The following is a 13,084-nucleotide window of genomic DNA, read 5'->3' on the forward strand; positions in this document are numbered from 1 at the left end:
CGCTCAGCGGCCGGGGTCCGGGCCCCCGCTGGGGACCCGGACCGGATGCGCGGGGTGCGCGGACCGCTTACTGGAGGCCGGCGGCCTTGCAGGCGGCGGCGAACTCGGCGGTGCAGATCTCGTCGACCGTGTACAGCTTGTCGGCGACGACCGTGTCCTTGATGTTGGCCTTGGTGACCGACACCGGGGTCAGCAGCTGCGAGGGCACCTTGTCGCCGGAGCCGCTGGTCAGGGTCTGGGTGGCGAGGGACTTGATGTCCTTGCCCTCCAGCAGGTTGACCGCGAGCTGGGCGGCGGCGTCGGCCTCGGGCTTGAAGGCCTTGTAGACGGTGGAGGACTGGGTGCCGGCGACGATGCGCTGGATACCCGCGAGCTCCGCGTCCTGGCCGGTCAGCGGGATGCCGCTGATCTTCGCGCCCTTGAGGGTGTTGGCGATACCACCGGCCATGCCGTCGTTGGCGGAGTAGACGCCCGCGATGTTCTTCGCGCCCAGCTGGGTGATGGCGGCGGAGACCTTCTGCGCGGCGACGGTGTCCTTCCACAGGCCGGACTGCTCGTAGGCGATGTCGACCTTGCCGTCGAGCGCCTTGTGGGCGCCTTCCTTGAACTGCGCGGCGTTGGGGTCGGCGTCGTCACCGTTGATCATGACGACCTTGGCCTTCGGCGTGGCCTTGGCGCCGAGGGCGTCGAGGAGGGCCTGGCCCTGGAGCTCGCCGACCTTGACGTTGTCGAAGGAGACGTACGCGGAGACCGGGCCCTGCGCGAGGCGGTCGTACGCGATGACCTTGATGCCCTTGTCCACGGCGGACTGGATCGAGGACTTGATCGCGGCCGAGTCCTGGGCGGAGATCACGATGACCTTGACGCCCTTGGTGATCATGCTGCTGACCTGCTGGGCCTGCTTGGCCGGGTCGGCCGCGGCGTTCGCGTACTCGACGTTGCAGTCGGAGCAGAGCTCCTTGACCTTGGCCTCGAAGAGCGGCTTGTCGAACTTCTCGTAGCGCGCGGTCACGCTGTCGGGGAGCAGCAGGCCGATCGACTTGCTGTCGGAGTTGCTGCTGCTGCCCGAGTCGTTGTCGTCGTCGCCGGCCTTGCCACAAGCGGCGATCGAGACCGCCATGGTGACGGCGGTGGCGCCGATCACGACTCTGCGCATCGTTGCGTTCATTGGGGTGTGCCTCCCTGACAGGGCCGCAACGCTGCGGCCGAGGTGGCTGGAAGTCAACTCGGCCGCACGTGCGACGTCAAGAAGTAAATACTTAACGAGATGGCAACGGCCTCATTCGTTCTCTAAGTGAAGGCAGGTGCGATCGCCGGCAGAGTGCCGTCCAAAAGGGTTGAATCGCCCATCTCGCTGAGGGCGAGAGCGAGCGCTCCAAGCACCTCGGCGCGACCGCCAAGTGCCCCCGGGAGAACGGAGAGTTGACGTGCCGCGCTCGGGATCGCGTAGCGGCCGACGGACTCCCTGATCGGACCGAGCACCAGCTCACCGGCCTCGGCGAGATCACCGCCCAGGACCACCCGGCTCGGGTTCAGCAGGTTGCAGAGATTGGCGACTCCACTGCCGATGTGGCGGCCCACGTCGGCGATCACCCGACGGCAGCCAGGGTCTCCGTCCCTGGCGAGCCGCACCACACCCTCCATCGTGAGATCCGTGCCGTGACTGGACTGGAGGAGCGGCAGGACGTAGCGGGCGGCCGCGAAGGTCTCCAGGCAGCCCCGGTTGCCGCAGCGGCAGACAGGGCCGGATTCGTCCAGTGTAATATGTCCTATTTCACCTGCGGTGCCGCCGGGTCCCCGGTAGATCTTCCCCTCGATCACCAGACCGGCGCCGACGCCGCTGGCGACCTTGATGTAAGCAAGATCACGTACGCCCCGGCCGCTGCCCCAGACCATCTCGCCGAGGGCGCCGAGGTTGGCGTCGTTGTCCACGTGCACGGGCACGCCGAGCCGCCCCCGCAGCTCCTCGGCGGGCCGGGTGCCGATCCAGCCGGGCAGGATGGCGGAGGAGCCCAGGGTGCCGGACTCCAGGTCGATCGGGCCGGGGACGCCGAGGCCCACTCCGGCGATTTTCGTCCGGTCCACGCCGGTGGCCTCGATCAGCCGGGTGACCAGCTGTTCCGCCCGGTCGAAGCCCTGCGCCGAGGAGGCGTCCACGTCGAGCGGCTCGGACTCCTCGGCCAGCACCTGGTGGGCCAGGTTGCCGACCGCGACCCGGAGGTGGGTGTGCCCGAAGTCGACCCCGATGACGATGCCGGCGTCCCCGCTCAGACTGACGCTGCGCGCGCGCCGGCCCCCCGCCGAGGTGGGGGTGACCTCGACCGTGCCGCCGTCCTTCAGCTCCCGCACGATGTTGGACACGGTCGCGGCCGACAGTCCGGTGGTCCGGGCGATCTCCGCCTGCGTGAGGGACCCGGCCAGACGCACGGCGCGCACGACGCGCTCCAGGTTGGCTCGGTGCAGCGACGACTGCGACCCCGGAGTCTCCACGACGACCTCCTGCGCGCGGGGCCGCTTCGATGAGGCCCCATGTCCAACAAGTGAACTCTAAGCTGAGCTGTTCGGGTTGCCTCCCGTCAAGAGGTTGAACACCAATCGCGATCGTGCACACACTGAACGGCGCCGTTCGTCCGGGGTGGAACGGCGTGCGTTCGGGTGGCTGCGCAGTGCTACCGAGGGCCTCCAACTGATCAACGAGCGCCGGGCCGGGCCTGCGGCCCCGCCTACTTCACCGCACCGGCCGTCAGGCCCTGGACGACCTGCCGCTGGAAGACGATGTACGCGGCCAGGACCGGCAGCATCGCCATCACCAGCCCGGCGAAGAGGCCGGACCAGTCGCCCTTGTAGCCCTGGCTGACGGCGAGCTGGACGAGGCCCTGGGTGAGGACGCGCTTGTCGGGGTCGGTGTTGAGCACCGTCGGCAGCATGTACTGGTTCCACTGGCCCAGGAAGTTGAAGATGCCGACGCTGACCAGGCCGGGCTTGGCCATCGGCAGCATGATCCGGAAGAACGTCCGGCTGTGCGAGGCGCCGTCGACGAAGGCGGCCTCCGCGACCGAGGTGGGCAGGGTGCGGAAGAACGCCGTCAGGAAGAACACGGTGAACGGCAGCGAGTAGGCGATGTAGACCAGGATCAGCCCGTGGATGGTGTTGAGCAGGCCCATGTTGTTCACCACATAGAACAGCGGGACCAGCGCGAGCATGATCGGGAAGCTCATGCCGCCGATGAACAGGAAGTAGATGAAGCGGTTGCCCGGGAAGTCGAACCGGGCCAGGACGTACGCCGCCATCGAGCCCAGCACCAGCGTGCCGATCAGCGAACCGCCCACCACCAGCACGGTGTTGAGGAAGTACTCGCCCATGTGGGCCTCGGTCCAGGCCCGCGACCAGTTGTCGAAGTGCAGCCGGTCGGGCAGCGACCAGGGCGAGCCGAAGATGGAGCGGTCGTCCTTGAAGGAGGTCATCACCGCCCACAGCAGCGGCAGGACGACCATGACCGCCCAGAGCACGAGCAGGCCGTGCGAGAAGGCGTTGAGGACCTGACCCTCACCCCTGGTGCCGCTGCCCTTGCGGTCCCCGTGGTCCTTCCGGGGGGAGCGGTCCGCGGGCCGCGCGTCCTCCTTGGTGAGGGCCACGGGCTCCGGGGGCCGCGGCGGCTGGGGCGGCTCGGTGGTCTTGTCGATGCTCATGCTCAGTACTCCAGCCGCTCGCGCCGCCCGAGCCGCATCACGACGGCGGCGAAGGCCAGCGTCACGACGAGCAGGGCGACGCCGATGGTGGTGGCGTAGGCGGCCTGACCGTCGCGGAACGCCTTCTGGTAGACGTACAGGACGAGGACGGTGGTCGAGTAGTCGGGGCCGCCCGGCCCGGTCGTCATGATCTGCACGACCGCGAAGGACTCGGCGCCCAGCGCGAGGATGCCGAGGTAGACCCAGCCGGAGCGCACGGTGTCCCAGAGCAGCGGCAGGGTCACGCGGAAGAAGGTGGTGGCCCGCCCGGCCCCGTCGAGCAGGGCGGCCTCGTACAGGTCGGCGGGGATCGACGCCATGCCCGCCGAGAACAGCACCACGAAGAATCCGACCGTCGACCAGAGCAGCACCGCCATCACGCACCACAGCGCGAGGTCGGGATCGCCCAGCCAGAGCGGTTGCACCCCGTCCAGGCCGATCCCGCGCAGGAAGGAGTTGATGGCGCCGCTGTCGGGGTTGTAGGCGAAGGCGAACAGCAGGGCCACGATGGCGATCGAGAGGACCTGCGGGAAGAAGTACACGATCTTGTAGAACGACGAGCCGCGCACCCCGGAGATCACCGGGCCGCCTTTTCTCCGCCGGCCGCCGACATTGATCATGAAGGCGAGGAAAAGGGCGAGGGCCAGCGTCACCAGCGGCAGCACCAGGGCGAACACCAGACTGTGCTGGAGGGACTTCCAGAAGATGTCGTCGTCCAGCATTCTCCGGTAGTTGTCCAGACCCACCATCGTGAATTCGGGACTGAGGCCGGTCCAGTCCGTGAACGAGTAGTAGATGGACTGGACGAACGGCCAGATCACGAAGAGCGTGTAGATGCCGAGGGGCAGCGCCAGGAACCCCACGATGAAGCGGTACTTGCCGTGCTGCATCGTCACTCCGGTGCTTTCGGTGGTGCGCGGTGGAAGGACGGGGATCGCCCGGCTTCCGTCACTGGTGCTTGTAATGCTTGATCGAGGTGTCCTTGGCGGCCTCGTCGGCGAATCCCTGGATCTTCTTCACGGCCTCGGCCGGGGTGAGGCGGCCGGCCATCATCTCGCCCAGTCCGGCGACGCCGATCTTCTCCTTCTGGAGCTGCACGTACCAGTCCTGGAGGCGCGGGTTCACCACGTTGTCGCCCGCCTTCTGGAGCGCGGCGACCCCCGACTTCAGGCCGGGGGTGAGGGTGATGCCGTCGGTGCCGCCGTCGTAGGCGGTGAGCGACTTGACCTTGGCGGTGAAGTTCCGGGAGGACGCCTCGCTGAGCATGATGCGCAACTGCTCCATGCCGCCGGGGGCGTTCGCCGCCTTGGCGGGCACCACGAACGGTTCGCCGCCGGAGGCCCAGATGGTGCCGAACGGCAGCTTGTCGGAGCTGTCGATGCCGGTGGGCGCGGAGACCGCGAGGCCGAAGTCGGCGGGGATGACGTTGGCCGACTCGTTCTCCACCCAGGAACCGTTCGGGAGGAACAGGGCCTTGCCCTGGGCCCAGGCGGTCTGCGACTGGATGTGGTCGAGGCCGGGGGTGCCCTTGAGGACGTAGCCCTTCTGGTACAGCTCGTAGTAGGCGTCGAAACACGCCTTGACCGCCGGGTGCTTCCAGGCGTTCGGCTCCAGGTTGTCGATGGCGTCCAGGACCTCCCGGCCGCCGACCTTGCCGATCATCGGGTAGAGCGAGAAGGGCAGGTAGTACGGGTACTTGCCCGCGTAGGTCCAGCCCGCCATGCCCTTCTTCTTGGCCTTGGCGCAGACCGCGAGCATCTCGTCCCAGGTCTCCGGGTACGTCGCGTCGAGGGAGTCGAGGGCCTTCTGCGAGTACCAGACGCCGTAGACCGTGTAGGCGTAGTAGAGGATCCAGACCGGGTCGCCGTCGAACTGGCCCATCTCGACGATGCCGGGGCGCAGCGTGTCGCGGACCTTCTTCGCCGGGTCGTCGTAGGACGGGGCGTCCAGCAGCGGGGTGAGGTCGGCGAGCTGCTTCTTGCCGACCAGGACGCCCATGTCCATCTGCTCGGCACCGGAGTTGTCGATGAGGTCCGGCGGGTTGCCCTGGTTGAAGCGGGGCTGGAGCGTGGACTGGATCTTCTGCGTGGCCGAGAACTTCACGGAGACCTCGGGAAAGGCCTTCTCGTAGATCTTCACCGCGTCCTCGGCGTACTCCTTGCCGAATCCGCCGTCGAACAGCACGAATTCCATCGTGGCCGTGTCGTTGACGCCGAGCGGATTCTTCTCGGACTTCTTTCCGGTCTTCGCCTTGTCCTGGCTGTCGCCGCCGCTGCTGGCGCAGGCGGAGAGGAATCCGACCGTGGTGGTGGAGAGAAGTCCGAGCGCCGCGGAGCGCTTGATCAGGGCGCGGCGGTCGACGCTCGCGGAACCCCGGTTTTCAGCCGAATCGGACGCAGTGGTGAATCCCATGCTCAAGTCCTCGCCTTCATACAGGACTCAGGCGGTGAACCGGCCATCCTTCCCGGCACCGCGGTCAGGTCAAGCAGGGTCGTGCGGATCGGGTGAATCGCGCACAGGTATAGTCCACTTCCGGCCGAGGGGGCAAGATCGAATACACGGTTGGCCGCCGGTCTTTTCCGAGTTGAGACCTGCCGGAAATATGAGACGACCATGTCCTCCGGGACGGAAAAATACGGGACATACGCGTCCGTACGGCGCGGATGGTGCGGTCAACCTCCTTGACATCACTTGCCACTTGACCTCCTACTGATTCCTGCGCCTGAAGAAAGACAACGTTGTCCAACCGCAGGGAGGGTGCTCGCGATGCAGCGTTTCGGGGCTCGACAGAGATCGGAGCGGGGGTCTCCGGCAGGATCGCGTCGGGGATCACGCGGGAGTTGGAGACGGGCCGTGGTCGGCAGCGCCGCCCTCGCCCTGGCGGTCGGACTGCCCGGCGCGGCGGTCGCGCTGCCGGAGCGGGCGCCGCAGGCGGACCGGGAGTTCGCCTCGTCGTTCGAGACGGGCCAGCCCGCTCCCGACTGGCGGAGCACGGTGGAGTCGGCGCGGGGCGGCGGCAAGCGCGCCTCGGGCGTCGACGGCGGTTACGCCACGGGGCTGCCCGGCGATGTGACCGACCGGGTCACCGACGTCCGCGCCAGTGCCGAGAACACGGCCGGCGGCGAGGTGAAGGAGAACCTGGTCGACGGGGAGTCGAGCAGCAAGTGGCTCGCCTTCGCGTCCACCGGCTGGGTCGAGTTCGACCTGTCGGAGGCGGCGCCGGTCACCACGTACGCGCTCACCTCGGCCAACGACGCGGCCGAGCGGGACCCGGCGGACTGGACGCTGAAGGGGTCGGCGGACGGCAAGGAGTGGACGACCGTCGACAGCCGCACGGGTGAGTCCTTCGCCGAGCGGTTCCAGACGAAGACGTACGACCTGGCCGCCCCGGCCGCGTACAAGCACTTCCGGCTGGAGATCACCAAGAACCGCGGCGGCGGCATCATCCAGCTCGCCGACGTGCGGTTCGGCACCGGGGGCGACGGCAGCCCGGTCCCGCCGGACATGCTGACCACGGTGGACCGGGGGCCGAGCGGTTCGCCGACCGCGAAGGCGCGGGCGGGCTTCACGGGCGTCAAGGCGCTGCGCTACGCGGGGCGGCAGACCGCCGACGGGCGCGGCTACTCCTACAACAAGGTCTTCGACGTGAACGTGCGCGTCGGGTCGCGCACCGAGCTGGCGTACCGGATCTTCCCCGCGATGGCCGACAAGGTCCTGGACTACGCGGCGACGAACGTCGCGGTGGACCTGGCCTTCACCGACGGCACCTACCTCAGCGGCCTCGGCGCGCGGGACCAGCACGGGTTCCCGCTGACGCCGCAGGGGCAGGGCGCGTCGAAGGTGCTGTACGTCAACCAGTGGAACGACGTGCTCGCGGACATCGGTTCGGTGGCGGCCGGCAAGACGGTCGACCGCATCCTCGTCGCGTACGACTCCCCCGGCGGGGCGGCCAAGTTCCAGGGCTGGGTGGACGACGTGGCGCTGCGCACGGCGGCCCCCGAGACGCCGAAGGCGCACAAGTCGGACTACGCGGTGACGACGCGCGGCACCAACTCCAGCGGTGGCTTCTCACGCGGCAACAACTTCCCGGCGACGGCGGTGCCGCACGGCTTCAACTTCTGGACCCCGGTGACCAACGCCGGTTCGCTGGGCTGGCTGTACGACTACGCGCGCGCCAACAACGCGGACAACCTGCCGACGATCCAGGCGTTCAGCGCGAGCCACGAGCCGAGCCCGTGGATGGGTGACCGGCAGACGTTCCAGGTAATGCCGTCGGCCGCGAAGGACACCCCGGACACCGGGCGGACCGCGCGGGCGCTGCCCTTCAAGCACGAGAACGAGACGGCGCGCCCGTACTACTACGGTGTGACGTTCGAGAACGGGCTGAAGACGGAGATGGCGCCGACGGACCACGCGGCCGCCCTGCGCTTCACCTACCCGGGCGACGACGCGAGCGTCCTCTTCGACAACGTCACCGACCAGGCCGGGCTGACCCTCGACAAGGACAACGGCATCGTGACCGGCTACTCGGACGTCAAGTCCGGGCTGTCGGCGGGCGCGACGCGGCTGTTCGTGTACGGCGAGTTCGACGCGCCGGTCAAGGACGGCTCGTCCAGCGGCGTCAAGGGCTACCTGCGCTTCGACGCGGGCGCCGACCGCACCGTGAACCTGCGGCTGGCCACCTCGCTGATCAGCGTGGACCAGGCGAAGGACAACCTGCGCCAGGAGATCCCGCAGGGCACCTCCTTCGACAAGGTGAAGAAGCAGGCGCAGCGGCAGTGGGACGCCATCCTGGGCAAGGTCCAGGTGGAGGGCGCCACGTCCGACCAGCTGACCACGCTGTACTCCAGCCTGTACCGGCTGTACCTGTACCCCAACTCCGGCTTCGAGAAGGTCGGTTCGACGTACAAGTACGCCTCGCCGTTCTCGCCGATGCCGGGTCCGGACACCCCGACCCACACCGGCGCGAAGATCGTCGACGGCAAGGTCTACGTCAACAACGGCTTCTGGGACACCTATCGGACGACCTGGCCGGCGTACTCGCTGCTGACGCCGTCGAAGGCGGGCGAGCTGGCCGACGGGTTCGTGCAGCAGTACAAGGACGGCGGCTGGACCTCGCGCTGGTCCTCCCCCGGCTACGCGGACCTGATGACCGGCACCTCCTCGGACGTCGCGTTCGCCGACGCGTACGTCAAGGGCGTGGACCTGGACGGGAGGTCGGCGTACGACGCGGCCGTGAAGAACGCGACCGTGGTGCCGCCGTCCTCGGGCGTGGGCCGCAAGGGCATGGCGACGTCGCCGTTCCTCGGCTACACCAGCACCGAGACCCACGAGGGTCTGTCGTGGGCGCTGGAGGGCTACGTCAACGACTACGGCATCGCCGAGATGGGCAAGAAGCTCTACAAGGAGACGGGCCAGAAGCGCTACAAGGAGGAGTCGGAGTACTTCACCAACCGGGCGCAGGAGTACGTCCGTCTCTTCGACGACCAGGCCGGGTTCTTCCAGGGCAAGAACGCGCAGGGCGACTGGCGGGTCAAGTCCTCGGAGTACGACCCGCGGGTGTGGGGTTACGACTACACCGAGACCAACGGCTGGGGCTACGCCTTCACCGCCCCGCAGGACAGCCGCGGTCTGGCCAACCTGTACGGCGGCCGGGACGGTCTGGGCAAGAAGCTCGACACGTACTTCTCCACCCCGGAGACCGCCTCGCCCGAGTTCGTGGGCTCCTACGGCGGCGTCATCCACGAGATGACCGAGGCGCGGGACGTGCGGATGGGCCAGTACGGCCACTCCAACCAGGTCGCGCACCACGCGATCTACATGTACGACGCGGCCGGGCAGCCCTCGAAGGCGCAGGCGAAGGTGCGCGAGGCGCTGTCCCGCCTGTACACCGGCAGTTCGATCGGGCAGGGCTACCACGGTGACGAGGACAACGGGGAGCAGTCGGCCTGGTACCTCTTCTCCTCGCTGGGCTTCTACCCGCTGGTGATGGGCAGCGGTGAGTACGCCGTGGGCTCCCCGCTCTTCAAGAAGGCGACGATCCAGCTGGAGAACGGCCGCAAGCTGGTCGTCCGGGCGCCGAAGAACAGCGCGCGCAACGTGTACGTGCAGGGTCTGAAGGTCAACGGCCGTACCTGGACGTCGACTTCGCTGCCGCACGACATCCTGGCGAAGGGTGCGGTGCTGGACTTCGACATGGGCTCGCGGCCCTCCTCGTGGGGCACCGGCAAGAAGGCGGCGCCCGTGTCGATCACCCAGGACGACAAGAAGCCGGAGCCGCGGTCGGACGCCCTCCAGGGCGAGGGCGCGCTGTTCGACAACACCTCGGCCACCTCGGCGAGCGTGTCGGGCGCGGTGACCCTGCCGGTGGACGGCGCGAAGAAGGCGGTGCAGTACACACTGACCTCGGGCAAGCAGGACCAGGCCCCGACCGGGTGGGTCCTCCAGGGCTCGGCCGACGGGCAGAGCTGGAAGGACCTCGACAAGCGGTCCGGGGAGTCCTTCCGCTGGGACCGGCAGACACGGGCGTTCTCCGTGGCCCGGCCGGGCTCGTACGCCCACTACCGCCTGGTGTTCGACGGGGCGGCGGCGACGGTGACGGAGGTGGAGCTGCTGTCGTGACCTCGGCTTGAGGTGACCTCGCCTTGAGGTGAGGCGAGGTGAGGTGGAGTGAGATCAGGGCGCCGTCCGGGGGGACTCGGGCGGCGCTCTGCTGTGTGGGTGCGTGTGGGGGGGGAGGCAACCGCTTGCGCGGTCTATCGTTTTTCGATAGCTTTCCATCGTGATTCGATGGTCCTGGGGTGAGGAGAGATCATGGGGCAGCTGACCGTGCTGGCGTTGCGGGTGGTGTTGATGGCCCTGTTCGGCGGGACCCTGTTCACCCAGGCGGTCCTGGTGCCTCTGCTCGGCCGCGATCTGGACGCGATGCGGGGCGATCTCGGGTATCCGCCCGCCGCGTTCCTGGTGACGATCGTGCTGGGTGTCGTCACCGCGCAGGTGGTCCTGGTCTGTGTGTGGCGGCTGGTCACGATGGTCCGGCGGGGCACGGTGTTCTCCCCCGACGCCTTCCGGTACGTCCATGCCGCGATCGGCGCCTTCGTCGTGGGCGCGGTGCTGATGTGTGCGCTGGGGGTGCTGCTGGCGCCGGGTGAGGCGGTGGCGCCGGGGGGTGTGCTGCTGGTCGGCGGGGGTGCGCTGGCGGTGCTGGGGGTGGCGCTGATCGTGCTGGTGCTGCGGATGCTGCTGGCGCAGGCCGTGGCGCGGGATGTCGAGGCGGATCGTATGCGGGCCGAGCTGGCCGGGGTGATCTGATGCCGATCGTCGTCCACATCGACGTGATGCTGGCCCGGCGGAAGATGTCCGTCGGGGACCTCGCGGAGCGGGTGGGCATCACCCCGGCCAACCTGGCCGTCCTCAAGAACGGCCGGGCCAAGGCCGTACGGTTCTCCACCCTGGCCGCGCTCTGCGAGGTGCTGGAGTGCCAGCCGGGGGATCTGCTGCGGTGGGTGGCGGAGGGCGGGGAGGACGGGCAGGACGGCGGGGGCGGGCTGGGCGGACAGGGGTCGGTGGGTGGGGGCCAGGGGGCGGGGGTTGTGGCGGGGGTGGAGGCGGGGGCTTAGGCCGTCCGGGGGGGGGGTGTGGCTGGTCAGTCGTCCGTCGTGGGCAGGGTGTGGGGGGCGCGGAGGAGGACGCCGACGGCGGCGACGAGGACGACCAGGCAGACGGCGATCAGGGATGCGGAGAGTCCGTCCATGAAGGCGTCCTTCACTCCGTCGGCCAGCTCCGCGCCACGGGGGCCGAGCTGGTCGGCGACGTGGAGTCCGGCGGCGGCCGAGTCGCGTACGGAGTGGGCCGCTCCGGGCGGGAGCTGTTCCAGGGTGGCGGGCAGCGCGGAGCGGTAGTGGCTGCCGTAGACCGAGCCCATGAGGGCGATGCCGACCGCCGAACCCACCTCGCGGGTGGTGTCGTTCATGGCGGAGGCGACGCCCTGGCGGCCCCGGCCGAGGGAGCCGGTGATGGCGGCGGTGCCCGCGGCGCCGCTCAGGCCGATCCCGAGGCCCGCCAGCACCAGTCCCCCGAGGAACGGCGGGTAGCCGGAGTCGGCGTCGAGCAGCGAGATGACGTACAGGCCGCCGCAGAGCAGCAGCAGGCCGGTGGCCATGACGGCCTTCATGCCGAGTCGGCGCATCAGGCGGGGTGTCAGCTGGGAGACCGGCAGCACCGCGAGGGCGACCGGGACCAGGGCCACGGCCGCCTTCAGGGGGCTGTAGCCGAGGATGAGTTGCAGGTACTGGAGGCCGACGAAGAAGAACCCGAACACGGCGAGGAACTGGACCAGCACCGTCACCGCACCCGCCCGGAAGCCGGGGATGCCGAACAGCGCCGGGTCGAGCAGCGGGTGTTCGGTGCGCAGCCCGAGGTAGGCGTACGCGGCGAACGCGACGACGGTGACCACGAACGCGCCGATCACCAGGGGTTCCGTCCATCCCCGCTCGTTGCCCTCGATGATGCCGAGGACGAGGGCGCCGATGGCGACGGCGGTGGTGACCGCGCCCGCGACGTCCGGGCGGTGCGGCTCGGGGTCCTTGGTGTCGGGGGCGAGCAGGGCGGCGGCGCCCGCGGCGACCAGGGCGACGGCGGCGCTGGCGACGAAGAGGGACCGCCAGGAGAACTGTTCCAGCAGGGCTCCCGCGGCGAGCATGCCGACGATGGCGCCCGCCGCCGCGAACCCCGACCAGGTGGCGACCCCCTTGGCCCGCTGTTCGGGCGGGAAGGCGGCGGTGATGGTGGAGAGGGTGCCCGGCATGATCATCGCAGCGCCGACGCCCATCACGGCCCGCCAGGCGATCAGCGGGGTGGTGGAGTCCGCGAACGAGGCGGCCAGGGACGCGGCGCCGAAGACGAAGGTGCCGGCGACGAGGACGTTCCGGCGGCCGACGCGGTCGCCGATCGCCCCGAAGGGCAGGACGAGGGCGGCCAGGGCCACGGTGTAGGCGTCGGCGATCCAGGTCAGCTCGCCGTTGGTGGCGGCGAGGTCGACGCCGAGGTCGGGCAGGGCGAGGTTGAGCGCGGAGACGGAGGCGACGACCAGGACCAGGGCCAGGCACATCGCGAACAGCACCCCGCGGGTCCCGCCCCGCCCGGTGACGACGGCGGGAGGCGTGGGGTGGGACCCACGGTCGGGGTCGGGGTCGAGGTCGGGGTGGGAGTCGGGGTCGGGGTGGGAGTCGGGGTGGGGGGTGGTGGGGCTCATGGGGGTGGTTCCTCGGTCCGGTCGGGCGGGGAGGGGCGGTGGAGCGGCGGGCGGGTGCGGGCCCGGTGGGCCGGGCGGGGTGGTCCGTGGGGTCGGTGTCAGG

General features: G+C 69.4%; 9 protein-coding genes. 3 read left to right on the forward strand and 6 right to left on the reverse strand.

Annotated elements, in window-relative coordinates; genetic code table 11:
* Positions 1-67: 67 nt before the first annotated feature.
* The 5 genes from ACIQPQ_RS20965 to ngcE form a co-directional block, all read right to left on the reverse strand.
* Entirely contained in the window at positions 68-1,156 is a 1,089-nt protein-coding gene (locus ACIQPQ_RS20965) for a sugar ABC transporter substrate-binding protein (protein WP_401305810.1), read from the reverse strand.
* 134 nt (positions 1,157-1,290) lie between these two features.
* Positions 1,291-2,490 (reverse strand): ROK family transcriptional regulator, encoded by a 1,200-nt coding sequence (locus tag ACIQPQ_RS20970; RefSeq protein WP_383777770.1) that lies wholly within the window; start codon positions 2,488-2,490, stop codon positions 1,291-1,293.
* Between the two features lie 233 nt (positions 2,491-2,723).
* A complete protein-coding gene (locus ACIQPQ_RS20975) occupies positions 2,724-3,689 on the reverse strand; it encodes a carbohydrate ABC transporter permease (RefSeq protein ID WP_401305812.1) in 966 nt (321 codons plus the stop codon).
* A 2-nt stretch (positions 3,690-3,691) separates the two neighbouring features.
* A complete protein-coding gene (locus ACIQPQ_RS20980) occupies positions 3,692-4,618 on the reverse strand; it encodes a carbohydrate ABC transporter permease (protein WP_383777768.1) in 927 nt (308 codons plus the stop codon).
* Between the two features lie 58 nt (positions 4,619-4,676).
* Complete coding sequence (ngcE, locus tag ACIQPQ_RS20985) at positions 4,677-6,140, reverse strand: N-acetylglucosamine/diacetylchitobiose ABC transporter substrate-binding protein (protein WP_401305814.1); 1,464 nt, start codon at positions 6,138-6,140, stop codon at positions 4,677-4,679.
* A 354-nt stretch (positions 6,141-6,494) separates the two neighbouring features.
* Here ngcE and ACIQPQ_RS20990 point away from each other — a divergent pair, with 354 nt between their 5' ends.
* From ACIQPQ_RS20990 to ACIQPQ_RS21000, 3 genes are all read left to right on the forward strand, one after another.
* Positions 6,495-10,349 (forward strand): GH92 family glycosyl hydrolase, encoded by a 3,855-nt coding sequence (locus ACIQPQ_RS20990; RefSeq protein WP_401305816.1) that lies wholly within the window; start codon positions 6,495-6,497, stop codon positions 10,347-10,349.
* Between the two features lie 192 nt (positions 10,350-10,541).
* The gene (locus ACIQPQ_RS20995) at positions 10,542-11,039 is read left to right on the forward strand and encodes a DUF2975 domain-containing protein (protein WP_383777767.1); all 498 of its coding nucleotides are present in this window, start codon (positions 10,542-10,544) and stop codon (positions 11,037-11,039) included.
* Complete coding sequence (locus ACIQPQ_RS21000; protein ID WP_401305818.1) at positions 11,039-11,347, forward strand: helix-turn-helix domain-containing protein; 309 nt, start codon at positions 11,039-11,041, stop codon at positions 11,345-11,347. The genes ACIQPQ_RS20995 and ACIQPQ_RS21000 overlap by 1 nt, the downstream gene beginning before the upstream one ends.
* A 26-nt stretch (positions 11,348-11,373) precedes the next feature.
* Here ACIQPQ_RS21000 and ACIQPQ_RS21005 read toward each other — a convergent pair whose 3' ends face one another.
* Complete coding sequence (locus tag ACIQPQ_RS21005; protein WP_401305820.1) at positions 11,374-12,981, reverse strand: MFS transporter; 1,608 nt, start codon at positions 12,979-12,981, stop codon at positions 11,374-11,376.
* Between the last annotated feature and the right edge of the window lie 103 nt (positions 12,982-13,084).

This window comes from Streptomyces sp. NPDC091281 (genome assembly GCF_044757425.1).
Lineage (GTDB): Bacteria > Actinomycetota > Actinomycetes > Streptomycetales > Streptomycetaceae > Streptomyces.

Coding starts and splice junctions, on each gene's coding strand:
- ACIQPQ_RS20975 (WP_401305812.1), bottom strand. CDS start 3,689: ATGAGCATCGACAAGACCACCGAGCCGCCCCAGCCGCCGCGGCCCCCG.
- ngcE (WP_401305814.1), bottom strand. CDS start 6,140: ATGGGATTCACCACTGCGTCCGATTCGGCTGAAAACCGGGGTTCCGCG.
- ACIQPQ_RS21000 (WP_401305818.1), top strand. CDS start 11,039: ATGCCGATCGTCGTCCACATCGACGTGATGCTGGCCCGGCGGAAGATG.
- ACIQPQ_RS20995 (WP_383777767.1), top strand. CDS start 10,542: ATGGGGCAGCTGACCGTGCTGGCGTTGCGGGTGGTGTTGATGGCCCTG.
- ACIQPQ_RS21005 (WP_401305820.1), bottom strand. CDS start 12,981: ATGAGCCCCACCACCCCCCACCCCGACTCCCACCCCGACCCCGACTCC.
- ACIQPQ_RS20980 (WP_383777768.1), bottom strand. CDS start 4,618: ATGCAGCACGGCAAGTACCGCTTCATCGTGGGGTTCCTGGCGCTGCCC.
- ACIQPQ_RS20990 (WP_401305816.1), top strand. CDS start 6,495: ATGCAGCGTTTCGGGGCTCGACAGAGATCGGAGCGGGGGTCTCCGGCA.
- ACIQPQ_RS20965 (WP_401305810.1), bottom strand. CDS start 1,156: ATGCGCAGAGTCGTGATCGGCGCCACCGCCGTCACCATGGCGGTCTCG.